Origin of the sequence: Pseudomonas sp. HD6422 (assembly GCF_025377065.1) — a bacterium.
GTDB lineage: Bacteria > Pseudomonadota > Gammaproteobacteria > Pseudomonadales > Pseudomonadaceae > Aquipseudomonas > Aquipseudomonas putida_U.
In genome coordinates, this window is record NZ_JAHWIW010000010.1 from 58050 (window position 1) to 80327 (window position 22278).

Below are 22278 nucleotides of genomic sequence, written 5' to 3' on the forward strand. Positions count from 1 at the left end.
CGCAGGAAAGAGGCTCACTAGCACTCCGAGTGGGTCAAAGCCTCAGCGCGGTCGTCAAGGGCCGCATCGCTCGTTTCAGCCACCACTTCCAAATCCAGTCCGTCCAACCCCGACAACTGGGTTAGAGACTCATCCATCATCATGCATGCGTTCAACAGTGCATCGCACTCGCGTTGGATATTGATCCAGAAAACAATTGCTGCGTTCACGTACGCCACCATGGAAGGGAAACGGCCGGTCTCCTTTTTTGACCTAGCCACTACCTCAATGATCGACATGCGAACACCGTCAGGCAGCCTTAGCACTGAACTGTCAGCATATCGCGGTTGCTTCACGGGCTCGGCAGGCCTCCTATCCACACATGCTAAAACCTGGCTGGCCAGAGGCTGACCAAGACGGGCAATGAGTATGTTCCGCATAGCAGTGGTGCGCTGGCGGCCAGCGAGAGATTCCATAATGGCTGCTACCATCTCAGAGTTGCCACTCCGGCCATGCACCTTGCCGAGATCTGCCACAGCGTCGAGTAAAGATCTGGAGGTGCGAATCACATACTTGTCTGCAGTCCTCGAGTCGTATTTTGGTCGCGGCTGACGCTGAGCGCGGGCATTGTTCAGCAGTTTCTGAGCGAGTGCGTTTTTGGGGACAAACATATCAGCCGATTCTGGGGTTGGGTGCATTCACGTACCGGCAGGCTCTAGTACAAGTTGCCGGAAGATGCGCATCGTGGCGCATCTGCTCCTGAGTCTCAACCCTCTTCCGGCCGAGTGGCCCCTCAGTTGGAGATCTCCCTTGTCAAAAAAGTCACTCCGTCAGTTCCGGGGGCCTGAGAGCCTGGAAGCTGAGCAGCTCTCCCGGGATGCTGTGCGTCCATTTCTCGAAGCCTGTGGCATCAGCGTCACCGGTGATCACCGGGTAGCCACAGGTGCTGCGTCCCAGCAGTTCCTCGTCTTCCAAATGCCAAATGGCGATGCTGTGAAAGCGCGAGTACGTCTGTGCTGGCGGCGCGACGGCCGCAACCCTAACGAGAAGAAGTACTCCGCTGCCCAGTTGACTGCTCACCTTCGACCTGGTGGCTGGGACGCCACTCTTGAGCACGTGGTAGGGAGAGACGTAGCCCAGGGCATCACCCATAACCTTCTGTTCCAACGTGAGGCTGACACCGTTGTGTACGCGGCGCTCATCCCGATCGATGCCCTGCATCAGATTTGGAATCGCCAGCGCGAGGTGAGTGATGAGCTGTTGAGTAAAGGGTTGAAGGGACGGATTAGGAAGAACCATGCCCAGAATGGGACAAGTCCAACTCTCTGGCTTCAGGATGATCGAATGCCGGACACTCACCTGGTGGCTGACGTGCTGTGGCAATGGCCAGGAGTTGTAGATCTGGCGAAGAGGGCCGCTTCTGATCCGAGTCCTCCAAGCCCAGACGACACTTTCGACGATTGCCCAATGCCGGATTATTCAGCTTTAGGGCGTGACCTGGGCGAGAGAGTGAGCGCTGTTCGGTCTTATGTGAAACGTGACCCCAAGGTGCGGCTGGCCGTGCTAGAGCGAGCAGGGTACCGGTGTGAGAGATGTACCGAAAGCCGATCATTCCACGGCTTTCTCGACGTGCACCATGTGCTGGGAGCCGAGATGTCTGACCGGTACTACAACTGCGTAGCGCTGTGCCCGAATTGCCATCGAGACGCCCACTATAGCGAGGACAGTGATGAGATAAACAAAGGGCTCTTGGAGTTTGCACTTCAGTTCAGGTGATGACTGCGCAGTGCAACGTGAAGGCTGCACCTGCGGGATAGGGCGAGCAACTCACCACTGAAATGCGGGCTTTCTGCCGCGCGCCGGGCTAATTCGCCGCTCGGTATTCGTACTTGCTGACGAAAACGCGAAGGTGCCCCACCCTGGAGGCCATTTCATAGCCTTCACCCTCGCCCTTGTAGTTGCAGAGCTCCACGAACTCAACCTGGTCGACGTAAAGCTCTGCTTCTTCCTTACCCCAGCCAGGCTTCAGAATCTTAGGCTCGAACCACACTTCGAAGTCGTCCTCATCGGCCTGCCGGCGGGCAGACTGATGTTCATCGGTCTGCTTGTAAATAGGCTCCATCAGGTACTGAACGAGTTGCTCGCGACCATAGAAGCCGTCGGCAACGGTGAACGTCCGATCGGACCTGAATGACTCGGCATAGAGCGCTTCAGCGCACGCGAAGGTGGACTCATCCTTCATCATTGCGGACAGAATTGACGATAGAGCTGCGATCATTTTCCACATCCTTCAAATGCTGCCCAGTAGGCTTGGCAGCCCAAGTGGCCGAGTAAGGATGCTGATTGTGTGGCGGGAGGCGCAGTGGCAGAACCCCAAGCTAAACGGACATGAGTGGGCATTGATTGTCTGTTTAACTGCGGGCCTGCCTGATCGGCCGCGGCCCGTAGGTCGAAGTTTTCAGTGCAGAGGAGGGTTGAGCCGGCCGTCTAGGGAGAATGGCTCTTGTAGTACCACCTCATACAGGCCCCGAGCCAGCGCAGGGTTCATTACCAGGTTCCAGCTGTGGCGCGAGACGCTAGATGGGAGCACGACAAAGGGGTGCTTGTTCAGTAGCTCCTCGCCGTAGTGCTGCTGGCTTCGGCTCGGGGTGCCGGGCAGTAACCAGTTGGCGTTGGCGATAGCAGTCGTATCGAGAACATGAATCTTCGAAGGGTCGGTGATTCGCACCTGGGTGAGTACGTAGGGGAGAGCATCCAGAGACCCAAAACCTTTGTGCACTGCAACCTCAAGGATAGCGGTCGATGCATCTAGGCTGGCATAAACCGCCGCCAAGCCCTTTGGGTTCCATCGACCGCCCCCTTTCTCAGCACCTATCCCAAGATCCCAGGTAGAGGCATAACGTTTTGAATCCAGACGCCAGAAGTGAACCTCACTGCTCATAGGGTGCTTCGGCATCAGCAATAGACCCCATGGTCCATACGAGTCAGGTAATCGCTCACCAGTTCGTAACCCACGGCATTGGCGATCAGGTTGATCGGAGCTTCGCCATCAAGGCCAATTGCGGGCTTAACGATCCACTCTTCAGCAAGTTCCCGCGTACCCAAGACCTCGGTAGCCTTCTCCATCACTTCAGCATAGTAGAGCGCCCGCGAGCTCTGCTCAGCAGTGAGAGGCTTGTCGGGTTCCTGCATCCGACGGGCAAGGGTGCGCTCGGAGGTGCCAACAATTTTCGACAAAACGCCACCGCGCTTGTAGACCTCGGAGGAGTTGATCATTGCGAGCACCGAGCGAAGGCTGAAACCCTGGACGATTGCCCGATAAACGTCCATGCGATCTTCAATGCCCCGGTCGTGGAGTAGAAGAGTGACCATGGTTGTGTTTGGATGAGCCGTGCTTTTCATGGCGCCTCCGTTGATTTCTGCCATTTGGCAATCATGATACCGCCAATTTACGGGGTGTGCCAATCGCCGGTCCCTCCATCTATCTAAAGCGGCATGCTGCAGGCCAAATTTAAACGCAGCCAGCATGTGGCAGCCGGTCACTACGGATGTTTGCTTGCTCGATGTTGGCCTTGAAGTAATCAAGGCAGGCCTCATAGCCCTGAGGGATCAAAGCAGCGTAGGCAGCACGGTGGTCGCCATTGAGGATGTAGAAGGCCTGCATCTGGCCGAACACCAGCGCCGTGGTATCGCAGCCGTAAAGCTCAGGCCCGGTGTCGTAATCGTTGTAGCTGACGTAGAAGCCATCGCCATCGATGGTCGAGTTGTATTGCACGACGGGGACCGGCAGTCCAGAAGAGAGGGTGATGATGTGGGCGGAAGGCATGTGGGATTCCTTACTTGATCAGAATTCGACGACATTCTCATCTCTCTGCCGTGTGCCAGAACCCAATTCATCGAAGTGACATGGAAGACAGGCACAAAAAAAGCCGCCTTGCGGCAGCTTTTTAAGAATCATATGCAGTCGGTCAGCCGGCAAGGCGGCCAACCGGCTCAATGTCTCGACCTTTGGACAGGGCAGCATCAAGGAAACGACTAGCATTGCCGGAGCGATTGGCGAGGGCGGCGCGAGCTTCAGCCTGGAAGCGGGCTGCCATCAGAGGTTTCGGTTCGTGCTTCGGCTTCTGCATGGATATCTCTCGTTCTCTGATCGAGCTGCTCACAGTGTTGACTGCGCTTGAACGCGCTTGCCAGTCTAGGTTAGCTCAGCTGCTGCGGATTCTACATTGCCTCGGATCGCTCAATGATTACCCAGTTTCGAGCCTTTATCTTGAGCTTGTGTTTTACCGTGCAAAGTGTTGCCGCGTACCCGATGCCAACCCCAGTGGCGCCTGCAAAGAACAAGGACCAGTCGTCCTGCACAAAGACGGTCACCGCTGCCAGCAAGCCTAGCGTCAAACCGGCCGCGACATGCACTGCGATCAACGGGAGCCTTACGCAGGGCCAGGTTGCTCGAAGTGCGCCCAGACCCAATATCGTTGCGATGTAGATCAGTATAAGAGGGGGTAGGTTGTGGGCTTCAAGGAAGCGCTTGCTCTCATCCCAGGACAGGAGTAGCACCATCATTCCGATGGGTATCAGGTGATTAGCTAGCCCTCGCGTGTTGCGTAAAGAAGTGAGCACCGAAGAAACAGTCGCCACCAATCCGATCATGGTGAGAAAGACCCACAGCATCTCTGAAGTGCCTTCTATGCCCCCTGCCTGAATTGCAATTCCACCCGCTGCGGTTAGCGACCCACCGACGAACGCGATGCAGCGAGTAATCACCCTGTTCAACCTCTGGGGGTCCTTAAGGGTTGTGTGCGACCGCCACGCACGCTTTATCGTTGGCGTGGCCCCTCGACTAACGTAGTCGATGTCAAAATTGGTTTCTGAGGAGGGGTGCCGCGCGGCTTCAATAATGCTCGCGATGCCATCTTGACCGGCGTTCAGGCAGGGCTGCGCATACTGGGCACCCGCGCCGATTGCTGTCGGGTGGGAGGTGACATCAGTTATGTCTATCGGCATGCCAGGAACTGCCCTGAGGCGCCAGCACTGACTTTCAGTCAGGATTAAAAGAGAAGCGTCCTGAGGATAGGCCGCAAGAACTGATGTTGCGTGGGCGCGAAGATCAGCCTCGAGGAGGGCGGAAGGCCTGGTGTCGTCTGCGAGGTCGTGGTCTAGCAGGAAGTCAGCAATCTTGTTGCCTACGCGTACGCTGCCTGATGCACCTACAGCAATAATTGGCGACCGCTCATAAGTGACGGGTTTGGCCGGAACCCGAAGCTTGGTTTTCGATGACCATCCCCACTCATTGATAAATCCGGTTTGCACTATCCCTGCATTGTCGCTAACAAGCGTGTCTGCGCTGAGGGTTCTCAGATCCCATGTGATCGTAGTCAATTAACACCTGCGTTGAAGTGGGAGGATTTTTGAAGCGCGACGGTCAGTTGGCTGGTATCCGCACAGCTGCCTACTACTCAGGCGTAAAATATTCCAGAGATTCATTGTCGACGCGAGTGTTGATCGCGTTCAGTACGGCCTCTTCAAGGCTTTTGCCCGTTGCATCGCACCAGCCGAATCCCTGAACGTGCCAGCTGACACGATGATGCTTGTAGGTCTGATCACCGTTAAAGTCGATGATGACAGATGCGTACCGACTGCGATCGTTGAGCCACTCCCAGCACATTTGCATGTTGTCGGCCATTTTCAGTCCCGTCCGTGTCGGCTATTTGATGAGCACACATCTTGGTCAACTACTGCGCGTGCCAGAAGCGGAGGGATATACAGCGCCGGGTAGAAGCTGCAGCAGAGTTGCCCTGGCTAGGCCGAATCAAGTTGGCTGAGGGCAAGGTCGCTGCTCAGGTGGGATTCAAAACCTGTCCGAGGATCCGACTTACCCACTTTAGGCCTCGAGACGGCCGCTGGATCGCTCGTTGCCCAGTCCGGCCGGCTGATCGACTGACCTTTTACCCATTCAGGGCATCAACCTGATATTGAGGGTTTGCGAGACCCGGGATATGGCAATCAAGAAAGGTGTTGCCCCAACGCGCATAAAGCCACAACTCGTTACCTTGGCCAGCCGGCCACCCCCGGGCGACTGGCTTTATGAGTGTAAGTTCAAATAGGTACCGCATGCTGGCGCGCCTGGATTCGAGCGTCATGCTGGTGACCAAGAACGGACACGATTGGACTCACCGGATGCCCAGGCTCGCCCAGGACCTGGCCCGGGTCCCAGCCCGCGGAACCTGGCTGGACGGCGAGGTGGTGGCTTTGGATGAGGAGGGGCGGCCGGCGTTCCATCTACTTCAACAGGCTTTCGGTGCCAATAGCACAGAGCCCCTCATGTTCTTTGCTTTCGATTTACTGTTCTTCGATGGTGCGGATCTGCGCGACTTCCCTATCGAGCAGCGTCGCCAGATGCTCCAAGTTTTGCTTGAACAGTGTGAGCTGAAGTGCGTCCGATTCTCTGAAACGCTCGAAGCCGATGCGGCGTCATTGCTCAGCAGTGCCTGTGCGCTGGGACTTGAGGGCCTGGTCGCAAAGCGCCAGGGCAGTCGCTATGGCGGAGAGCGCAACGGTGACTGGATCAAACTCAAGTGCCAGAACCGACAGGAGTTTGTGGTGCTGGGCTATACCCGCGCGGCAGCCGGCATCGGATCATTGCTCATCGGGCTCCACGATGACGCCGGGCAACTTGTGTACTCAGGCAGGGTTCGATCAGGGTTCACGGGTCGCCAACTCGACCAGCTCCTGGCAAAGCTTCGGCCGCTTCAGCGCGATACCGCGCCATTGCCTCATCCGCCGGCGCAAAGAGGTGGCGTGGTCGTTTGGGTTGAGCCACGCCTGGTGGTCGAAGTCCGATTTATGGAGCTCACGCCTCGCGGAAAGGTGCGCCACGCCGTTTTCATGGGCCTTCGAGAGGACAAGCCTGCGGAGGGCATCAGCCTGGAGAGTGACACGGATCCGTTTTAAGCGGACCGGGAGTGCATCGTGTATGAGGTGGATATCGAGGCCGAGGCCTGCGTTCTGCAGTGTGTGATCACCTCAATGGTGATAGCCGATGCTCATCCATCGCTATGGACCAGCGACTGGGACGTTGAAGGTTACCGTGAGATGGAGTTTCGAGTGGTCTCAGGAATCACGTTTGATTCAAACGGCGAGGCCTCTGATCTGGGGCGCAACGGATGCGCCGCGCTCGCAGAGCGGTATGGGGAGTACATAGAGGAGCGCATCTGGAGGCAATACGACGCGCAGCTCCAGGAGGATAGGCTGTAGAAGGGACTGATCGACACCAGTGGCAGGCCTCATGTCATCACTCTCGGGACTCGCCAAGGGCTTTTGAATCAATGTCTAAACTCATAAGCATGGCGCTGCACACAACCCATTACCTTCTGCATGAGGTCAAGTAGGCATGAAGTCTGAAATATTTCATACGGCCAATATTGGCAGTATCGAATTTACTGGCTGGATTTCTTTCGATGGTCCCCGGATAAGCTCTAATGAAGGTGGATCAGTGAATCTTGGTCCTTGCTCCATTCGGCATTTCGAACCGGATGTGCCGCGCGCTGGGGTCGCTCTACGGCAGGGTTGGTACGTAGTTAAGTACACTTCCGAGGTCAAAATTCCACTTCGGAATTTTACCGAGGCGGATGCAGTTCAGTTGTCGTCTGAATTTGGAATTCCAATAAGGCATCACACATCTGGGCAGGCTATGGGTTTAACAAGTTTTTATCTTTCTCCAGCTTTTGAGGGGTTGAAAGTTTGGGTCAGAAATCATCCCCGAAAGGCAAAACAGTTATCGGACCCTGATGGATATTTGCCTGATTGGTACGACAAAGCGATTTCGTCGAATTCCTGATCAGCGAGGCATCGTGTTGAACGGTCGGCGCTAAGCACCCTTCACATCAAGCGTCCGTTGTTACCTGGGCACTTTGGCCAGGCACAGCCGCTGGGTGTCTTTATCCTTGATGCTGTAGCAGCTGGACCGATTGCCTTTGATCTCGGCGAGGCAGAGCTGCTTGGCGTCATGGTCGCGAATGGAGTAGCACCTGGATGCATCACCCTTTGCAGACGCTAAGCAGTAACGCTGCTTATCCTTGTCCTTGATCGAGTAACAGTCAGTGGCAGCGGCCTGGGCGAGGGTGGCCAGCAGGGTGAGGCTCAAGAGTGTCCAGCGCATGGGATGTCTCAGTGTGATTGCCTTCCCAGCATGATACACGGGTGACATGGGACAGACGGTGCCCGGGTCAGCATGCCGGCCAATCCTGAACCTCCTTACGCTGCATCGAAAAGAGAAAGCTGCCCATAGTCTGCATCGGCTTGGCGGGCCTTGGGACGTTTCGATTTAGTTGCAGGCATGACAGGGGTTGGCTTTGCGTCAGGCTGTTGCGCATTCGGTGCCTCTAACGTTGGTTGCGCGACGACTTCTTTCTGTTCTTTCGGCTTCACAACCTGGAGCTGATTGAGTGGTGTCGCCAGGGTAGCTGGCAGGGGCGCGACCGCCGGCGCTGGGACTTCTAAAGCCTCACGGCGGGGTTGAGTGAAATCACACAGGACGATCTCACACATCGGACTTACGCCGTGCCATTCGTCCAGGTATGCGGACGTATCCAGGCCACAATTGTGCTCAAGCAGGATGCCTGACTGGTCCATGAACTTCTGGCACTGCGGGGTGATTTCCACGCTGTAGTTTCGGCAACCTGAGTAGCGGAACGGCGCGGATTGCTGCGGGATGATGAAGGCACCGTGGTCGGCAATTTGGCTGGCCACCTCAATAACCTTGTACTCAAAGCTCGCGCCAGTGTAGCGACCACTGAACGCCTTGCCGGTCTTCACAGCCCCGAACGGGGGGTTCGAAATCGCGACATCGAAGCGGCCCAGTTCTTGAAGCGAGAAGACATCACCAACGATCCACTCTGCCTCTGGCATAACCCGCATACCCACCTTCGCATACTCCGGATTCAGCTCGACGCACACAATGCGCTCTGCGCGCTCACGGCAGGCAAAGGCGAGCCTGCCAATTCCCGCGCACAGGTCGATTAGCGATTTGCATTCCTGCACCTCAACTGAAAGGTCGTTCGCTAAGCCTTCGGGGGTGAAGAAGGCGCCAGCAAGCCCGTTCATGTTGGTCGCGGACTCATGGAAGTGTTCCAGGATGAAATAGCGGTCATCCAGGGTTAGGCGTTTGTCGGAGTGGACCAGATCGAGAGCTTGGTGGTGCAGCTTCGCCGCGACTTTGGATAGCTTGGCCATGTTGATTCCTTAACCCGCCGCAGCAGATAGCAAATTGAGTGTGCTGGTGCATTTGATGGGAAGAATTGTGTGGCGGCGCCGGGTGTGCCACTAGCACCCCAGGATCACGAATTTTGCTCAGGGGAGGGCGGAGCGTGACACGCTCAAAGCCTGGGATAGGAAGTGAAAAGGCAGGGCCATCGACCTCGGCCCAGCAATACTGGGCCGATTAGGCGCAAGGCCTCAAGAGTTAACGGGGCTGCAGCTTGGCATATCGCTGTGCGTTCAGCCGCTCCTTCTGGCCCTCCCTGGCTGCCCGTGGCAGTCGGTCGCGTTGCTCATTGAAGCGATAGTGCTGGAGAAGCCTACGGCTAGTAAGTGGGTCACCCACTACAGCGCCCCGCTCAAACTCCAAAGCATGCAGGCTAATCGAAGCCCCAACCGGCCATAGGTTCTCGATAAAATCTTCTGGAGAGCGGCATCGTTTGGCTAGCAGGTAACTTGGATATCCGAGTGCTTTCGCTATCATCTCTAACACCGCACGTTGCTTGATCTTGCTATCTGCCTGTACGGTCAAAATGCGCAGCCTCGAAGCGACGCGCTTAAAGTGTCCCAGGTACATACCGGTTGAGAGGCTGATCTCAACGAGGACGTCTGCAAGCCTGTCGTCTCGAAGTACGTAGTCTTCAGCGGGTTTCCACCCGCTCAAGTTATTAGCTGCAAGAAACGCAGTGTAATGTTCCCCCAGCGTTTCGATTGCATGGCGGGCAGTCAGTGTTTTAGGAGCCTCTTGAGGCTGCAATTCAATAATTTCGACCACTGCATACCTCCTATTGATGGTGTGAATCTGTTACCGCGGTTCAGAGTTGAACAGCGGCTTTGAGAATTATTGGGCTTCAGTATTGACTGTGTCTCTGTGTTCATCCTCGTTCAGCTGATTAAGCTGGCGGGATAAATCCGAAATTCGAGCACCAAGATTTTCACCACGCTCTTCAAAACGGCGATCTTGCGCCGGGCTTCCATCCTCACGGGTGAAACGTTGCCGCTCCCAGATGTCCAGTTCCTGCTCCGCAGTATCCAGTTGCTGTTGCAGTTGCTCCCTTGTCACATTGCTCATAAGTCACCTGTGCTGTTGAGGGTTCATCCCATTGATGCGTTCATGCAATACCCTATCCAGCCCCGCAAAAGAGGGTGCTGAGTCGAGGAGTGGTAGCTCGACCATTTTAGCGTCTTTGACCGGGTTGTACCTTTGAATCTGCGTGTCCTGGCTAGTGCGGTGATGCTGCTTGGCTCCAGATTCAGTTTGGGCCTGGTCAGCGGGTGCGAGCCCCTGCTAGCCAGCCGTCAAGATAGGCCCCGTATTCCTGGCGATTCCAGTATGGGTATTTGCCCGATACACCCATACGGGCTGATGTGAAGCCAATGCGGAAAAGGTTAGCGGTGCGCTCCTCGGTCATCATCTTTTGCCCTTCAAGGAATATGCGTCGGCGAGATCATTTAGTGGTGCATGGTGTGCCACCAGCACCCGTGGGGAGCGACTGAATGTGTTCGAGTACCTCAACGGGGGATTCAAAGTGGTGGGCAAGGGCAAGCCGGCGGGCACATGCCGCCGGATTGCGAGGGTTAGGAATGTCCAGGGCGACTAGCTGGACAACTCAACCCAGCAGACTCAACTGAGTCATGGTTGCCATGTCACCATTCTGGTTCGTATGGGCTTGGGCCGATCGCTCGGTGATGACCCATTTAGCACAAGACGGTGGCAGGCGAGTGAGGTAGTACAGTTGGTCACGGTCTTCAGGCACGACCAAGTGCAATTCTTGTCCTACGGCCTGGTGGGTAAACTTCTGAACAGCCTCATCAACGCTGGTCTGCTCGTAGGAGAGCAGTTTGACGGTCGTGTCTACAATGACTTTGGCGTCCTTCGGCATGCTGACAGCATTATCGATGGCGGCCCGGTACGCTTTCACCCTTGAACGGTAGCTGCCAGGTTCGCGCAGCTCTGCTTCCCAAAGCGTCCTCACGAACTCTCCAACGATGCTGTAAGCCCACCCAGCGCAGCGCCAGTTTCCTTCCTCATCGGGCATCAGAAGGCTGCAGTCAGCTTCATGAATTTTCATGACCTGAGGGACGTCTATCTGATAACCCTTAGCTTTTTGTGGTTTGTATCCGAGGGTAGCATCCCGTAGGCCGTGTACTGGAACATCGTACGCGGGCATGACGCGCCACAGTCCAGCATTGCGGCCGTCATAAATCGCCCCCAAAAGTGCGTGGTCTTTGTGAAGGGTGACAGTGACTGACTCGCCAGCTTCAAGCGATGTCACGATGTCATGCCTTCCTAGATCGTTGAGTACGGTTTTGACCCGCTCAAAGTCACCGTTGGCGATTGGGGCTTGGTAGGTATCAGATACCTTCAACTCGATATCCCGATCGTGCATTCGTACCGGGTTCTCAAGTTCCTTAAGCCAGCTGGCAATGTACCCTTCAGGGGTAATCGGCCGCCCGCCGGCACCCTGCAGCATGCCGCCCTCACACGACGATCCATAAGAGAAAATTGCCTTTATGGTAGCGGCAAGGTCGCCTACCTGCATGGCATTCCAAACCGGGGTATGAGGGTGGCAATTCTTGGAATACGTCTGCTCGAACAGTGCGTAGCAGAGTTGCCCGTCGTTGCCTTGAAAAGCCCCTACCAGCTTGGCGGTGGATACTGTTGAGCCCATGTGGTTTCTCCTGGAACTGAGGAAGGTGTGTTCGATGGGCTTAGTTTCAAACCGATGTGCGCGTGCCAGAACCTCCACGTTGAAGGTTTCTTCTGTCCAGGGCGCAGGCTTTAAATCTTCAATTAGGCTCTGAAGGTGAGCGACTGGTGATCTGAGGGAAATGCAGCGGCTGGTCCCCAAACATGGTGATTCGATGTGCTGAAGCCACACGTTGGACTACTGCTGGCTGGCCCCAGCAGTATAATCAGCGGGGCCGATCACCTCGGCCACGGTGGGCTATCCGGCCTGACTATTCTCGGAGGGATGTTAATGTTTGGGTGCTGCGGCGCAGAGAGCTTGAAGTTCAAATCCCCGAGTGAGGAGATCGATCATCGCCGCTTGAACGAACTGTTTGCGGCCCTGAAAGGGCAGGGCTGGAATGTGCAGCAGGTCGCGGAAGTGGAAAAGTGCAATTGCCCGTGTCATGTCGACGGAAGGCAAGTGATGTGCTGAATACCCTACCTGCCTGGCGTTGCGCCAGGCAGGTCATCGGTGCGTTTTTCGGTAATCAGCACCTGAATGGCCGATCATTCCACATGGCAATCCCAGGATTTCGTGAGCCAATCTCGGCTTTGAAGCGGACTACTGCCGGTCTGCAGCGGCTTGGTTGACCAACTGCTCTCGTAGTGTGTCGTTCTCGTCCTGCAGCCTTTTCGGCATTGCGTTAGCGGCTTCGTGAGAGATTGTCAGCTTCTCAACCTCAGTACGGAGTCGCTCTACCTCGCTCCAACCTTCATCGGCGTACAGTGCTCGGACTTCGCGCATGAGGCCGAACTTGTTGGACTCGGGATGGCCATAGAAGTCGTCGTAAACCTCCTTGGAACATTCACCCCATTCCCGCCATTCAGCGTCGGATTTGTGCTTCATGCGTACCTGGTAGATCGTCGGCTGGCGCTGAACCTGGTCACGCGCCGCGGCCAGGGCCTGGATAATTCCGAGCAGGCGGCCGGCCCCGACTTCATCGGTATCACCGAGACAATAGCGGCCATCAACCTCCCGCGTACACTGGCAGTCATCGGTCAGTGCTTGTGAGCTGCCGATCCAGCCGCAGCGGATGCATTCGGCGGCGTAGAAGCGCCCCGTTAAAGGGACTTGTCCAACGTAGCGTGGGATGCAAACTGCTTGCACGTCGTCGCTCATACCTTCTCTCCCTGGCCGGCGGTGGCAGACAGCGCATCCTCGATATCGTACCGCAACTCTTTGGGAGTGGATTCCAGAGCGCGCTTCAGAAGGGCCTCGAGCTCGGTCAGCCGTGCTTGCTGGCGCTCAGACTTGTCTTTCGATTCGGCAAGTTCTGTACGCATTTCCTGAACCTCTGCAGGTTCGGCGTAACCACGGAGCGCTGTCACCTGTAGATTGCGAATCCCTCGCTCTCCAGCGCAGTTGCGAGGGCGGTCTGTAGCTTTGTCGCAAAACCCTCGCCAAGGTTTCCAATTGTCAATCCAGTGGATTTCACCTGCGTCAGATCGCGACTGTGACTTCGACTGCACATATTCGCACTCGATCAAATAGCCCAAAGGCTGGCCCTTGGTTTCCTCAACCTGGCTATTGATGAGCTGGCGCAGTTTGGAGCGTGCTTCGATCATCGAAGTGCCAATGTCATCAGCCAGCGAGACCGCTAGCGAACACGGGATCGCCAGCATGTGGTCGGGTGCTTGATGTTGTTCGGTCATGCGGCCTCCTGGCTGCGTTGTGTCGTTGCTTGCTAGCGGTGGGCGGGAGTGCATGCCAAACGCTGGTCCGACTCCCGGCCAACAGGTTGTGGAATTAGGCTGCGAGTTTGTCCTCAAGCCCCAGCTCGGGTGGCACGTTTACGGTTTCACCGAACTTGGTCACCACAATGGCACGGCACAGAGCGATCAGCTCGTTACGGCAAGGCTCGGTTGTGTACTGGAGGCCGCCCTCGTAATAGACATTTGCTACCCAGCGTTCGGACATTTCCGTACCCTCACGGCCATCATGGGCTTCTGGGTAGAGCGCAACTTGGAACTCGCGCAGCAGAGGGCCTGCATCAGACCAGTCGCTGCTCGGGCGGAACGATCCGAAGCCATGCGGAGTTACCCAGTGCGCCCGGACCACATCTTTGGCAACCGCAGGCAGGATCTTAACGGGGATCCCGGCTGCCTGGGCGACTGCCCAGTCAAGCGCAGGGCCATCGAGCTGGTTGATATCGAACGGGACAAAACCGGTTAGGAGAGCGACTGGGGAAGCGGTGGATTCGTGCTGAGTGTGCATGTTTGCTCCAAGCATATTCTTTAAGTGTGGTCATCCTGCCGGGCTATTCCACGTGCCAGAAGCCCGCTTAGCATTTTTTGTGGATCTGCCTTAATCAGGCGGCCATATCCAATTCCTGACAGTCCTCGCGCCAGCCAGCCCACAAGTCAGCCTCAATAAACGCGTACGTGTCCGCGATGTCTTCGAAGTGCCGGCGGTAGGCTTCTTGGTCCTCCCAGAGCCTGGTTTCCTCAAGGTGCAACACATGCTCTTGGTGTACCTCTGCCGCAGCCTGTGCTGCAGGAAGCCCATTGCTCCAGGCGATGAACAGGGTCCTGGTCTGACCGCTTGTAGCCTCTGCTACTTCCAAGGCTGGGACCTGCATCAGCTGGCTTAGGTTGATCGTTACCCCTGCCAGCCATTCGCAGTAGGGGATAAGAGAGGGAGAGTTGTGGAGCGCTTCGCAGGCCCAGTTCGTGCTGTTCCACTCACCCTGAGCATTCTGGAAGTAATGGTCCGTATAGACCTCATACGCCAGGGTGTACTGTAGAGCCAACTCAGGCACATCCTGAAGGATCATGGGAGGCTGGGCCCCGTAGTGTCGGTAGCGCAAGACATCACTCAAGGCCAGCGACTGCACTGCCTCGAATGCATCCTTAAGCGCCTTCAGGGAAAGGTCTTCACAGCCGGCGGTCCGCTCAAAGGCTACGACATCAACCCAGCGAAGGCGAACGGCGAGGGCTTCTTGGAATGCTTCGTTCATGTTTGAGGCTCCGGTCTGCGTGGACAGTGGAGCCATCTTCAAGGCGGATCAGGTGTGGCAGAACCATTTTTCCATGGTGAGCCGGTGGTAAATGGTCAGTCCTCGGGGAGGAGTTCAAGCCGGCTCCAAGGCACCTCAAACAACTTCACTTCCGACCGCCGGCCGCTCTTCGGGAATAGGACGATTGGCTCAGGAACTCCAGTTCCGAACTGTCCCCTGTAACCGTTGATGATCCCCTTGCGGTTGGCGAACCGCTTGGCCTCTGCGGGGGCGATGCGGGCGAGCCACTCGCTAGTAAACTGAACGGGTGTCCCTACCGGGAGCTTCGCGCTGACTTCCATGGGATGGTTTCCGTAGGTGTAGGATTGAGACCCGGTTAACGACTAGCGCCTGTGCAGGACATTCATGATCACCAGAACCAGCCCAAGTGCTATTGATGACCCAGCCCAGGCGGACTCGGGAATCCCAAACAATCCGATCTGGTCGGCCGGTGCAGCACAGAGGGTGTAAGCACCGTAAGAGACGGCAGCTACCCCAAGGCCGATTGCATAGATAGAGAAAGTCTTACGATTTGCAGCCATTTGGGTATTGGTCCTGGGACATGGATTTCGAGCGCTCTAGTGTACTGGATGGTGCGGCCGGCGAGCTTCAGTCATCGTCACTGCAGCTGAAGCGATCAGCATGCCGCGGCGTCATTGTCTGTGACCGATAGCAGTTCGTAGCCTTCAGGCGTCCACTCTGCAGACGATGCTAGTCTGCGGACGACTTCGATGTCTTCCGTCCCCGCTGAGGCTCCGTTGGCGGTGTAGATTATCTTCCCCCAGTAAGGATCTGGGTTGGATGCATCGGCAGGGCTGTAGCCCTTGATGCGGTAGATGATGACGAAGTATGCCATTGGCCCTAAACCGAGGTGGCCGGGCAAGATGGCCCTGGGCGGGATTGTAACCCAGGGCGCTTGATGAGCCGGATCAGCGTTGCTCCTCGAAAACCTCCTCATCGCGGTCGTCGTCGAGTTCGTTGTAGTCAGGCCGGCCGGCCTTTGTCTTGTTCGAGGAGATCGCGAGCTCTAGTGCGTCAGGAACATCTTCGGTCTTATTGCCCAAGGAGATCGCGAGCTCAAGGGCATCAGAAACATCTTCGCTCATACCGCCCGCGCCCACGAATTCAACATCGTTACCAGCATCGTCAATGACTTCGACTCCGCCCCCTCCGTGCTCCACTGCAACACGGATCAACCATCCTGCAGGAAGCTGACCCGCCGCACGCTGAACTTGTACATAAAGCTCAGCCTTCTCCTGAAGTGACTCATTCTCGGCTTTCAGCTTGGTGATCTCCGCCCGCAGGCTCTCGACTTCGCACCCAGGGCATTCGCTGTAACCGCGTACAGGCTCGGCCTTGTGTTTCTCGCATGCTTTCACTTTGTGTCTCCAACTGCTTTCCAGTACGGCCCCGTGTTCATCACCAGACCTTTTCGTTTCAGACGCTGGCAGGCCTCGCTGATCTCCTCCCGAGACGCTCGAACGACGGCGCGCATGTCATGTGCGGTCGATCCCTCAGTCTGGAGAAGATGCCCTAAAACACGCTCGTCTGTATCGCCGTCCAACATCCCGTCGCCATATTTTGCTGCAACCGTGGCCACCGCCAGGCGGAGGGCGTCCCGACGCGCGCCAGGTTCGTCTGCGTGCGGAGTCTCGCACTGTTTGAAACCGACCCACGGCACGTATACCGTTGCCCGGGCAAGTCCGCCCAGCGAGGTTATGTCGACCTTGAGTTTGGCAATTATGAGAACTACCTGCCGATCGTCCTGCATTGGCAGCCAAACCTCTCGGCCCGTCTCAGGGTCATCGTAGTAATAGGCGTCGCTGCTGCGGCGGTATTCTAGTTGGAAGCCCATGGCCTTGGCTGAAAGCTTGATGATGTCTTCTTCTATCACAGCTCATACCCTTCATGAATCCAGCGTCAAGACGCTGTCGGTAAGTCGTCGCCAGTGTTGAGTGAGCTGGCGGGGCTAGCGGTTTGCTGCGCTCGCCAGCGCGGCGAGCCTGCCCGATGTATGGGGCTCTGTTCAGCAGAGGCCCGTGATCAGAGCAGCTCTACCTCAACTCGAAACGGGTCACCCTTAACGTAGAACTCGCACCGGGATTTGGCTTCGCCAGATTCAAGGCGAGCCTTGAAATCGAACGCGCTCTGAGGGTCCAAAAAATACCCTTCCACGGTTTCGAAGTGCTCCCGGTCATTCCCTGTACTCACAACAACGCTGTAGCAGTATTTGCTGTCGATCGGGGCATTCGGATAGAACCGGTAAAAGCCGATGCTCGACGAGCGCGCCTTGTTGAGCTTGGCGGTCGTGAACTCGATCTGTTCCTGGGGCATGCGGGGATCACGATGAAAACCGTTCACCGTGGCGAGAAAAGGTGCCTCGTGCATGAATGACATGAAGAGGGTCTGCCCGATTTCAGGGCGGTAGTCAGGGGTGTAAGCGCTCATTAGAGTTCCTCAGTGCGAAGTGCCGCGATTCATGGGCCTTATCTTCACTGCGATTCAGCCGTGGCAGAATCCCGCCCCGGGGCAATTGCTTTGTTATGAGAGTGGCGAGATCACCACGCCCGGTGATGGATCTCTGTTCAGATCCTCCCCCGGACATTGATTGGATACAGAATCTGGCGGAAATCGGTTTGTAGGCTGGCGCTTGTAGCAACATCACGATCTAGCGAGCCCTCATGAGTTGAGCGGCTCAGCTAGCGGTTTGAAGCACCTGCCAGGGCGCGAAGCCTTTCAAGCGAGCTCTTTGTGCCGAGACGCTCGCATTCGGCCGCGAGCTTCAACAAGTTGATGGTCGTAGCACGGAAACCATCAGTGTTAGGAAAGCCTTCCAGCTTGTGACCTTCGGGATAGGCCTCAAATGGGCCCTGCCAACACCAATTTTTCTTCCACTCTTCCCAAACAGTACGGATTTCATTGCCGCCACCCACACTCCAAACGTGCCTCACCCGTGTGTTCTGCGAATAGGCCAATTCGCTTGGCTCGAACCAATCAAGCCACATTTCATCAAACTGGGAGGGGGCGATCTCTTTCAAGCGCTTGCTCAGCTTCTTTTCGATCCGGGCCTTCATGGCTGCACCTTTTCTGGGGCGATAGCTTCGGTACCGAACTTCAGGGCGCTGCTGTCGGTCACCAGCTCATCCTCGAAGGCGCATTCCTCTGAACCGTCTGGGAGCTGGATGTCGTACATAGGCCCGACGTCATGCCGATCATAGGTGCTCTCGTCGGCCGGTCCCAAGATAAGGACTTCAACAGGACCCTTGCTCGCCGCCGCGGTGCTTGTCCAGATTGCCTTGGAGTTAGGCCCGAAACTGCCTTGTTCACGATCGTCACAGGCGGTACCGGCCTGGCCTTCCTCGCTCTGCGCGTGCACGCCCATGTAAGCCATATCTCGAGAACCCCCGCAGCAGACCGGTATAGGTGTCTCAGGCGGGGCGTCGACGACAATTGCTTGCAGCCGATCGCTATGGCAAATCCGGCAGTGGTATTTGAAGTGGGTGGGGGTGGCAGTCATGTCGGTGTCCTTTTCATTGATCCAGCTCAGGCACGGCGTCGCAGGAATGCTGTTTAGAGGTTCATCCCGGAGGGGCAGGAGTACGGGACGAACTCACCATCAATCCACTCTTTCCCCATTTCGCCTGGGACCAGTGGTATTCCCATCACCTCGAAGACTGGCCGGGCGGACACGCACGTTTGGACGTAGATGACAGTGAACTCACATCCCAGGCTTTTAGCTACCTCGGCTACCTCGTTCACGCTCAGGAACTCACCGGTGCTGAATTCATGGCACAGCTTGGTCCAGCCGTGGCCATTGATAACGCTGGGCTTCTTGCCAGGTCCTGCATGCAGGTTGAACAGGTGCTTGAGCACAGCGTCCCGGCCGGCGCTGTTCTTCTTGAAGTCGAGGTAACAGTTCAGTGCGGCGCCGTCGTACCAGCCCATCTTGATCTGATAGCCCTGCCGCCAGTTGACCCAGCTGAGCCGCGTCACGGGATTGCGATTCCATTTATTGAGTTGGTCGATAGCTGCCTTAAGCAGTTCTGCGGGTACCAGGTTGGGGAGGGTGGTGTAGGCTTGCGTCATGATGCTGCTCCGATCTCGTGATGGAGTGAATCATGAGGTTGAGGGGCGCGTGGCAGAAGCATCGGCACGCAAAATTGTTGATTCTAGTGATGGCTCTACAATAGTCGAGGCGGGAGGACTGGGGGCCCAGTCCTGCCCCTCACAAACTCGTGGCGTCAGCCATCGTTAGCCAAGTGCTCATCAGAGCGTGCATCAATCTGTTGGAAGAAATGGCCGACGATCGCGCCAGACTCACCCGTAAAGGGGAACGACCCTCGCTGCAGTCCCACCGGCTCGCCCTTCATGCAAACATGGCCATTCGACCGCTCTGCGGCGTCTGAGGAGAAATCAGCCATTACCACATCAATTGGTGCATCGCCGGTCACATGCAGCAGTCGGCCACCATCGTGTGCAACAACCACTCTTACAGGGACTGGCGCTGGAGCAGGAGGGCGCTTGACGCTGCTGGCCATGTGGGCCTTCTGCATTACCTCGAAGGCGGCATGCACATTAGCCGCATGGGTCATATCCTCGTCGACGATGAGTTGGATCCCGGCGCTCGGGTTCTCGGATAGGTATCCATAAATTGCCCATACGATGCCGTTGTACACACCCAGTGAATGGCTGGATGCCTCGTCGCCCGGATTCGCCATGTCTACCAGAGATTCCAACTCACCATCCTCCAGATCAACCACTGCGTAGGCGGTTCCTCGGTGGGCAGTTTCAAGCAGCGTAAAGCGGTTGGTGTCTGCGCCTGCTTGGTCCAGGGAATCGAACTCCATCAAGGTTTCCAGATTCTGCCGTGGATCAACTGGCAGGCAGTACGTGCCGCCCTCGCTGGCGATGCGAATGCAGCGCACGAGAGAGAACCTGGTGAAGTGCAGGGTATCGAGAGGGTTGCTGGGGGAGTTCGTCATTTCGGGCCCTTTATGCCACTGAATAGTCGGGCATATGCTGGCTCAGTTGAAAGCGTGCCAGAATCACTGAATTTTGTGCATGCGTTTTGGGAGGGGGATTTTCACTGGCGCGGCAAGCAAGGCAACCGATACCATGTTTGCCTACATGCCAGGCTTGTAAGCCGAGAACCTTTTAAGGGCCAGATAGACATGAACAATGCGTGTGAAATTGTAATGACCGTGAGTATCTGGGTGCTTATCTTCTCCGGTCTGTTAATTTTTTTGAAACCGGCATGATCTGATGGTGCAATGATGTGCCGGGGCTATGATTCATCACCTGTCTCTGGAAACAAATGCCCAGCAGGCAGGCAAAGAAAAGCCCGGAGCATGCCGGGCTTGGGAACGACTGGAGAATCTAGCTGCTATATCCCGTCAGCGTGTAAATGGTCTCCCACTCGCGCCCGCAGTCGTCACATGAGGTCGCCTGGCCGATGGAGTCGCCGTGAAAGGTGAGGTTGGTCCCCGAAAAGGTGATGTTGCCCGAGGCGCACCATGGGCATGCGAAGCCATTTGGATGGTCGATGTAGGTATGATCAGTGATTGGTTTGGCGACCTTCGCCAGACTCGCTGCAGGCGCGCTCATGCTGCCACCTGGAGGTCGATCCGGTTATCGATCTGAACTGCCTCCGGGATCAAGACTTGGAAGCTGAGTCCAGGATCACTACGGAATGATCTCGTGTCGCCGCGCGCAGCTGCAATCCGGCCTGCATACTGCTGCGCTTGCGCAAGCTGGTACAACGAAAAGTACGCGTCCTCCTTGATGTTGGAATTCGAGTAATCCGTGCACAGCACCGAAGTCCCGCCGTGGTTGTTGCTGAGGCCGAAGGTCATCACCACATAGCGGGGCTCGCCGGCCGGGCGATAAAGCTGCCCATCGATAAAGATCAAGCCTCGTGCCCAGTGCTGCAGGTACTGACCGATGGCCTCTTGTCCCACGCTCGAGGACACATAAATACCCAGGCGGTGATCGGACAAAGTGGCGCTGTCGGTGATCAGTGAAAGCTCGGTACCGGGACTTGAGTATTCGAAGTCGGTCCCACCAGAAGTTTGCGCCTGACGTTGGCAGGCAAACACGCTGCAGCTGGTCCATAGCTGACCCTCAAACCATCGGTACTCTATCCGCACAGGGACAGGCTCATCCGCTTTTGTGCTGATGATGGCCACAGGTGCTGCCAAGGCTTCGATCTCTCGAAGAGTGACCACCTCAACGCCATCGTCAAAGCGAACTGGTCGTGGGTTGCGGCAGCGGGGCGGGATGACATCTGCGATGTAGCTGAAGCGAACAGTCACTAGCATGGTGGATCTCCTATGTGAGTAGAAATCCAGGATGTTGGAGATTTGTTTGTGCCAGAACCCTCTGCCAGAGCCATGTGTTCTAATGCCGAACGCCGGGCGGAAAAGATGCGCATGGGGCTTCTGGTACGCGTAACAAGGACTGAACATAAGCTCGACATCACTACGGAGGTCTGGAAATGAGAGTTGGTCGTTTTGTATTTCGTGGATGTGACGAAGATGACGGCTTGATTGTCGGTGCTGCTATGAAGGGCGCTAATTTTTTCAAGCGCAACGCAGTCTACGAAATCCGAGAAATCCTCGGGGAGTAGACCATTCACGAAGTTGGCGAATCCATTGTGCGCCACGTAGGCGAGGAGTCTCCTAACTCCTGCCCGCTCACATGGGGCTCCTCGGTCAATGAGCTCCTTGTTGAATTGGGTCCAGATCTGGTCCTGACCCGCGAGGAATACGAAGGCGTTTTGTACCAGCGCCGCCGCCAGGCTCTGATTCGGGAGCACGGCGCTGACCGTGTGGCCGAGTGGGAGCGGCAGGGTCGAGACCTGAACGAAATCAGCTAATGGCCAACCAGTGGATGTTTTGAGGTCGATGTGATTCTGGCACACGCTAAAGGCGTGGACGATACGCTCAACATCCAGGCCAACGTCCAGAGGTCTGGACCAAATTGGAGAGTCGCCACCAATGAAAATCGTCATCCACCTTCGCCCATTGCATGTCTTGGCTTTGTCCGCAGCGATCCTGGTCGCTGGTTATGGTTGGCAGCAACACGCCTCTCAGGCCGAAGCGCAACGCCAGGCCGACATTGATGCCAAGTGCGGTGCTCAGGCTGCTTTGCCGCCTGAACCGCTGAAGCGATCTCTGGTGTGCGTGGGCTGGTCGCCTAAGACTGACCAGCAATTACCAGCCCGCGGCTGAAGTCTTCGCGGGCCAGAGCTGGAGGGTTGCCTAGTCGGTCCAGTTCCCGAAGGTATCCCCTCTGACGATCTCAATCGTGTCGCCA

Annotated in this window: 35 protein-coding genes and 1 pseudogene; 5 read left to right on the plus strand and 31 right to left on the minus strand. The window is 56.5% G+C overall.

Annotated elements, in window-relative coordinates:
• Nucleotides 1–17 precede the first annotated feature (17 nt).
• The 3 genes and pseudogenes from KY379_RS09290 to KY379_RS09295 form a co-directional block, all read right to left on the minus strand.
• Nucleotides 18–278: a hypothetical protein gene (locus tag KY379_RS09290; RefSeq protein ID WP_224372759.1), complete on the minus strand. Its 261-nt coding sequence runs from the start codon at nt 276–278 to the stop codon at nt 18–20.
• A gap of 174 nt (nt 279–452) precedes the next feature.
• Nucleotides 453–677 (minus strand): annotated as a pseudogene (locus KY379_RS27385) (Arc family DNA-binding protein); the annotation flags it as partial.
• Nucleotides 678–801: 124 nt separating this feature from the next.
• On the minus strand, nt 802–1338 hold the full coding sequence (locus KY379_RS09295; protein WP_253249197.1) for a hypothetical protein: 537 nt from the start codon (nt 1336–1338) through the stop codon (nt 802–804).
• A gap of 108 nt (nt 1339–1446) precedes the next feature.
• Between KY379_RS09295 and KY379_RS09300 the strand changes: the two genes are divergently transcribed.
• The gene (locus KY379_RS09300; RefSeq protein WP_253249196.1) at nt 1447–1755 is read left to right on the plus strand and encodes an HNH endonuclease signature motif containing protein; all 309 of its coding nucleotides are present in this window, start codon (nt 1447–1449) and stop codon (nt 1753–1755) included.
• A gap of 88 nt (nt 1756–1843) precedes the next feature.
• Here KY379_RS09300 and KY379_RS09305 read toward each other — a convergent pair whose 3' ends face one another.
• The 7 genes from KY379_RS09305 to KY379_RS09335 form a co-directional block, all read right to left on the minus strand.
• Entirely contained in the window at nt 1844–2257 is a 414-nt protein-coding gene (locus KY379_RS09305; RefSeq protein WP_084851667.1) for a hypothetical protein, read from the minus strand.
• A 180-nt stretch (nt 2258–2437) separates the two neighbouring features.
• Complete coding sequence (locus tag KY379_RS09310) at nt 2438–2920, minus strand: RES family NAD+ phosphorylase (RefSeq protein ID WP_371916984.1); 483 nt, start codon at nt 2918–2920, stop codon at nt 2438–2440.
• Nucleotides 2921–2934: 14 nt separating this feature from the next.
• A complete protein-coding gene (locus KY379_RS09315; RefSeq protein ID WP_084851662.1) occupies nt 2935–3405 on the minus strand; it encodes an antitoxin Xre/MbcA/ParS toxin-binding domain-containing protein in 471 nt (156 codons plus the stop codon).
• 85 nt (nt 3406–3490) lie between these two features.
• Nucleotides 3491–3805 (minus strand): hypothetical protein, encoded by a 315-nt coding sequence (locus KY379_RS09320; protein ID WP_084851660.1) that lies wholly within the window; start codon nt 3803–3805, stop codon nt 3491–3493.
• 142 nt (nt 3806–3947) lie between these two features.
• Nucleotides 3948–4109: a hypothetical protein gene (locus tag KY379_RS09325; protein WP_172402860.1), complete on the minus strand. Its 162-nt coding sequence runs from the start codon at nt 4107–4109 to the stop codon at nt 3948–3950.
• A 91-nt stretch (nt 4110–4200) separates the two neighbouring features.
• Nucleotides 4201–5361: a hypothetical protein gene (locus tag KY379_RS09330; protein WP_084851658.1), complete on the minus strand. Its 1161-nt coding sequence runs from the start codon at nt 5359–5361 to the stop codon at nt 4201–4203.
• 73 nt (nt 5362–5434) lie between these two features.
• Nucleotides 5435–5665 (minus strand): hypothetical protein, encoded by a 231-nt coding sequence (locus KY379_RS09335; RefSeq protein ID WP_084851656.1) that lies wholly within the window; start codon nt 5663–5665, stop codon nt 5435–5437.
• A 428-nt stretch (nt 5666–6093) separates the two neighbouring features.
• Here KY379_RS09335 and ligD point away from each other — a divergent pair, with 428 nt between their 5' ends.
• The 3 genes from ligD (at nt 6094) to KY379_RS09350 (ending at nt 7819) form a co-directional block, all read left to right on the plus strand.
• Nucleotides 6094–6933 carry a non-homologous end-joining DNA ligase gene (ligD, locus tag KY379_RS09340; RefSeq protein ID WP_172402859.1) on the plus strand — a complete coding sequence of 280 codons (840 nt, stop codon included), beginning with the start codon at nt 6094–6096 and terminating at the stop codon, nt 6931–6933.
• Nucleotides 6934–6951: 18 nt separating this feature from the next.
• Complete coding sequence (locus KY379_RS09345) at nt 6952–7236, plus strand: hypothetical protein (RefSeq protein ID WP_084851654.1); 285 nt, start codon at nt 6952–6954, stop codon at nt 7234–7236.
• 136 nt (nt 7237–7372) lie between these two features.
• Complete coding sequence (locus tag KY379_RS09350) at nt 7373–7819, plus strand: hypothetical protein (protein ID WP_139813975.1); 447 nt, start codon at nt 7373–7375, stop codon at nt 7817–7819.
• A 60-nt stretch (nt 7820–7879) separates the two neighbouring features.
• On the opposite strand, the gene KY379_RS09355 is transcribed toward KY379_RS09350, so the two are convergent.
• From KY379_RS09355 to KY379_RS09455, 21 genes are all read right to left on the minus strand, one after another.
• Nucleotides 7880–8140 carry a hypothetical protein gene (locus KY379_RS09355; protein ID WP_084851032.1) on the minus strand — a complete coding sequence of 87 codons (261 nt, stop codon included), beginning with the start codon at nt 8138–8140 and terminating at the stop codon, nt 7880–7882.
• Between the two features lie 95 nt (nt 8141–8235).
• On the minus strand, nt 8236–9213 hold the full coding sequence (locus KY379_RS09360) for a methyltransferase (protein ID WP_084851030.1): 978 nt from the start codon (nt 9211–9213) through the stop codon (nt 8236–8238).
• 229 nt (nt 9214–9442) lie between these two features.
• Complete coding sequence (locus KY379_RS09365; RefSeq protein ID WP_084851028.1) at nt 9443–10012, minus strand: hypothetical protein; 570 nt, start codon at nt 10010–10012, stop codon at nt 9443–9445.
• 66 nt (nt 10013–10078) lie between these two features.
• Nucleotides 10079–10309 carry a hypothetical protein gene (locus KY379_RS09370; protein WP_084851027.1) on the minus strand — a complete coding sequence of 77 codons (231 nt, stop codon included), beginning with the start codon at nt 10307–10309 and terminating at the stop codon, nt 10079–10081.
• Between the two features lie 538 nt (nt 10310–10847).
• Complete coding sequence (locus KY379_RS09375; RefSeq protein ID WP_084851025.1) at nt 10848–11909, minus strand: hypothetical protein; 1062 nt, start codon at nt 11907–11909, stop codon at nt 10848–10850.
• A gap of 621 nt (nt 11910–12530) precedes the next feature.
• On the minus strand, nt 12531–13088 hold the full coding sequence (locus KY379_RS09380) for a hypothetical protein (protein ID WP_084851021.1): 558 nt from the start codon (nt 13086–13088) through the stop codon (nt 12531–12533).
• Entirely contained in the window at nt 13085–13621 is a 537-nt protein-coding gene (locus KY379_RS09385; protein WP_084851019.1) for a hypothetical protein, read from the minus strand. The genes KY379_RS09380 and KY379_RS09385 overlap by 4 nt, the downstream gene beginning before the upstream one ends.
• 94 nt (nt 13622–13715) lie before the next feature.
• On the minus strand, nt 13716–14183 hold the full coding sequence (locus tag KY379_RS09390; RefSeq protein WP_084851017.1) for a phage protein NinX family protein: 468 nt from the start codon (nt 14181–14183) through the stop codon (nt 13716–13718).
• A 94-nt stretch (nt 14184–14277) separates the two neighbouring features.
• Nucleotides 14278–14925 (minus strand): hypothetical protein, encoded by a 648-nt coding sequence (locus KY379_RS09395; protein WP_084851015.1) that lies wholly within the window; start codon nt 14923–14925, stop codon nt 14278–14280.
• Between the two features lie 95 nt (nt 14926–15020).
• On the minus strand, nt 15021–15266 hold the full coding sequence (locus KY379_RS09400) for a hypothetical protein (protein WP_084851014.1): 246 nt from the start codon (nt 15264–15266) through the stop codon (nt 15021–15023).
• Nucleotides 15267–15601: 335 nt separating this feature from the next.
• Complete coding sequence (locus tag KY379_RS09405; protein ID WP_139813899.1) at nt 15602–15820, minus strand: hypothetical protein; 219 nt, start codon at nt 15818–15820, stop codon at nt 15602–15604.
• A gap of 73 nt (nt 15821–15893) precedes the next feature.
• Nucleotides 15894–16343: a hypothetical protein gene (locus KY379_RS09410; RefSeq protein WP_084851011.1), complete on the minus strand. Its 450-nt coding sequence runs from the start codon at nt 16341–16343 to the stop codon at nt 15894–15896.
• The gene (locus KY379_RS09415; RefSeq protein WP_084851009.1) at nt 16340–16858 is read right to left on the minus strand and encodes a hypothetical protein; all 519 of its coding nucleotides are present in this window, start codon (nt 16856–16858) and stop codon (nt 16340–16342) included. The genes KY379_RS09410 and KY379_RS09415 overlap by 4 nt, the downstream gene beginning before the upstream one ends.
• A gap of 149 nt (nt 16859–17007) precedes the next feature.
• Entirely contained in the window at nt 17008–17412 is a 405-nt protein-coding gene (locus KY379_RS09420; protein ID WP_084851006.1) for a hypothetical protein, read from the minus strand.
• A gap of 251 nt (nt 17413–17663) precedes the next feature.
• Nucleotides 17664–18038 carry a hypothetical protein gene (locus KY379_RS09425; RefSeq protein ID WP_084851004.1) on the minus strand — a complete coding sequence of 125 codons (375 nt, stop codon included), beginning with the start codon at nt 18036–18038 and terminating at the stop codon, nt 17664–17666.
• A complete protein-coding gene (locus KY379_RS09430; protein ID WP_084851003.1) occupies nt 18035–18481 on the minus strand; it encodes a hypothetical protein in 447 nt (148 codons plus the stop codon). Before KY379_RS09430 ends, KY379_RS09425 begins: the two co-directional genes overlap by 4 nt.
• Nucleotides 18482–18534: 53 nt before the next feature.
• The gene (locus tag KY379_RS09435; RefSeq protein WP_224372732.1) at nt 18535–19050 is read right to left on the minus strand and encodes a hypothetical protein; all 516 of its coding nucleotides are present in this window, start codon (nt 19048–19050) and stop codon (nt 18535–18537) included.
• A gap of 155 nt (nt 19051–19205) precedes the next feature.
• Nucleotides 19206–19946: a hypothetical protein gene (locus tag KY379_RS09440; RefSeq protein WP_084851001.1), complete on the minus strand. Its 741-nt coding sequence runs from the start codon at nt 19944–19946 to the stop codon at nt 19206–19208.
• 394 nt (nt 19947–20340) lie between these two features.
• A complete protein-coding gene (locus KY379_RS09445) occupies nt 20341–20568 on the minus strand; it encodes a hypothetical protein (protein ID WP_084851000.1) in 228 nt (75 codons plus the stop codon).
• Complete coding sequence (locus KY379_RS09450; protein WP_084850997.1) at nt 20565–21281, minus strand: hypothetical protein; 717 nt, start codon at nt 21279–21281, stop codon at nt 20565–20567. The genes KY379_RS09445 and KY379_RS09450 overlap by 4 nt, the downstream gene beginning before the upstream one ends.
• Complete coding sequence (locus tag KY379_RS09455) at nt 21275–21973, minus strand: hypothetical protein (RefSeq protein WP_084859125.1); 699 nt, start codon at nt 21971–21973, stop codon at nt 21275–21277. Before KY379_RS09455 ends, KY379_RS09450 begins: the two co-directional genes overlap by 7 nt.
• Here KY379_RS09455 and KY379_RS09460 point away from each other — a divergent pair.
• Nucleotides 21960–22193, plus strand: coding sequence for a hypothetical protein (locus tag KY379_RS09460; protein WP_084850995.1), 234 nt, complete (start codon nt 21960–21962; stop codon nt 22191–22193). The genes KY379_RS09455 and KY379_RS09460 overlap by 14 nt on opposite strands.
• Nucleotides 22194–22278: the final 85 nt, after the last annotated feature.

Coding starts and splice junctions, on each gene's coding strand:
- KY379_RS09290 (WP_224372759.1), bottom strand. CDS start 278: ATGTCGATCATTGAGGTAGTGGCTAGGTCAAAAAAGGAGACCGGCCGT.
- KY379_RS09300 (WP_253249196.1), top strand. CDS start 1,447: ATGCCGGATTATTCAGCTTTAGGGCGTGACCTGGGCGAGAGAGTGAGC.
- KY379_RS09305 (WP_084851667.1), bottom strand. CDS start 2,257: ATGATCGCAGCTCTATCGTCAATTCTGTCCGCAATGATGAAGGATGAG.
- KY379_RS09310 (WP_371916984.1), bottom strand. CDS start 2,920: ATGAGCAGTGAGGTTCACTTCTGGCGTCTGGATTCAAAACGTTATGCC.
- KY379_RS09315 (WP_084851662.1), bottom strand. CDS start 3,405: ATGGCAGAAATCAACGGAGGCGCCATGAAAAGCACGGCTCATCCAAAC.
- KY379_RS09320 (WP_084851660.1), bottom strand. CDS start 3,805: ATGCCTTCCGCCCACATCATCACCCTCTCTTCTGGACTGCCGGTCCCC.
- KY379_RS09325 (WP_172402860.1), bottom strand. CDS start 4,109: ATGCAGAAGCCGAAGCACGAACCGAAACCTCTGATGGCAGCCCGCTTC.
- KY379_RS09335 (WP_084851656.1), bottom strand. CDS start 5,665: ATGGCCGACAACATGCAAATGTGCTGGGAGTGGCTCAACGATCGCAGT.
- ligD (WP_172402859.1), top strand. CDS start 6,094: ATGCTGGCGCGCCTGGATTCGAGCGTCATGCTGGTGACCAAGAACGGA.
- KY379_RS09350 (WP_139813975.1), top strand. CDS start 7,373: ATGAAGTCTGAAATATTTCATACGGCCAATATTGGCAGTATCGAATTT.
- KY379_RS09355 (WP_084851032.1), bottom strand. CDS start 8,140: ATGCGCTGGACACTCTTGAGCCTCACCCTGCTGGCCACCCTCGCCCAG.
- KY379_RS09360 (WP_084851030.1), bottom strand. CDS start 9,213: ATGGCCAAGCTATCCAAAGTCGCGGCGAAGCTGCACCACCAAGCTCTC.
- KY379_RS09370 (WP_084851027.1), bottom strand. CDS start 10,309: ATGAGCAATGTGACAAGGGAGCAACTGCAACAGCAACTGGATACTGCG.
- KY379_RS09375 (WP_084851025.1), bottom strand. CDS start 11,909: ATGGGCTCAACAGTATCCACCGCCAAGCTGGTAGGGGCTTTTCAAGGC.
- KY379_RS09380 (WP_084851021.1), bottom strand. CDS start 13,088: ATGAGCGACGACGTGCAAGCAGTTTGCATCCCACGCTACGTTGGACAA.
- KY379_RS09385 (WP_084851019.1), bottom strand. CDS start 13,621: ATGACCGAACAACATCAAGCACCCGACCACATGCTGGCGATCCCGTGT.
- KY379_RS09390 (WP_084851017.1), bottom strand. CDS start 14,183: ATGCACACTCAGCACGAATCCACCGCTTCCCCAGTCGCTCTCCTAACC.
- KY379_RS09395 (WP_084851015.1), bottom strand. CDS start 14,925: ATGAACGAAGCATTCCAAGAAGCCCTCGCCGTTCGCCTTCGCTGGGTT.
- KY379_RS09400 (WP_084851014.1), bottom strand. CDS start 15,266: ATGGAAGTCAGCGCGAAGCTCCCGGTAGGGACACCCGTTCAGTTTACT.
- KY379_RS09405 (WP_139813899.1), bottom strand. CDS start 15,820: ATGGCATACTTCGTCATCATCTACCGCATCAAGGGCTACAGCCCTGCC.
- KY379_RS09420 (WP_084851006.1), bottom strand. CDS start 17,412: ATGAGCGCTTACACCCCTGACTACCGCCCTGAAATCGGGCAGACCCTC.
- KY379_RS09425 (WP_084851004.1), bottom strand. CDS start 18,038: ATGAAGGCCCGGATCGAAAAGAAGCTGAGCAAGCGCTTGAAAGAGATC.
- KY379_RS09430 (WP_084851003.1), bottom strand. CDS start 18,481: ATGACTGCCACCCCCACCCACTTCAAATACCACTGCCGGATTTGCCAT.
- KY379_RS09435 (WP_224372732.1), bottom strand. CDS start 19,050: ATGACGCAAGCCTACACCACCCTCCCCAACCTGGTACCCGCAGAACTG.
- KY379_RS09440 (WP_084851001.1), bottom strand. CDS start 19,946: ATGACGAACTCCCCCAGCAACCCTCTCGATACCCTGCACTTCACCAGG.
- KY379_RS09445 (WP_084851000.1), bottom strand. CDS start 20,568: ATGAGCGCGCCTGCAGCGAGTCTGGCGAAGGTCGCCAAACCAATCACT.
- KY379_RS09450 (WP_084850997.1), bottom strand. CDS start 21,281: ATGCTAGTGACTGTTCGCTTCAGCTACATCGCAGATGTCATCCCGCCC.
- KY379_RS09460 (WP_084850995.1), top strand. CDS start 21,960: ATGAAAATCGTCATCCACCTTCGCCCATTGCATGTCTTGGCTTTGTCC.
- KY379_RS09455 (WP_084859125.1), bottom strand. CDS start 21,973: ATGACGATTTTCATTGGTGGCGACTCTCCAATTTGGTCCAGACCTCTG.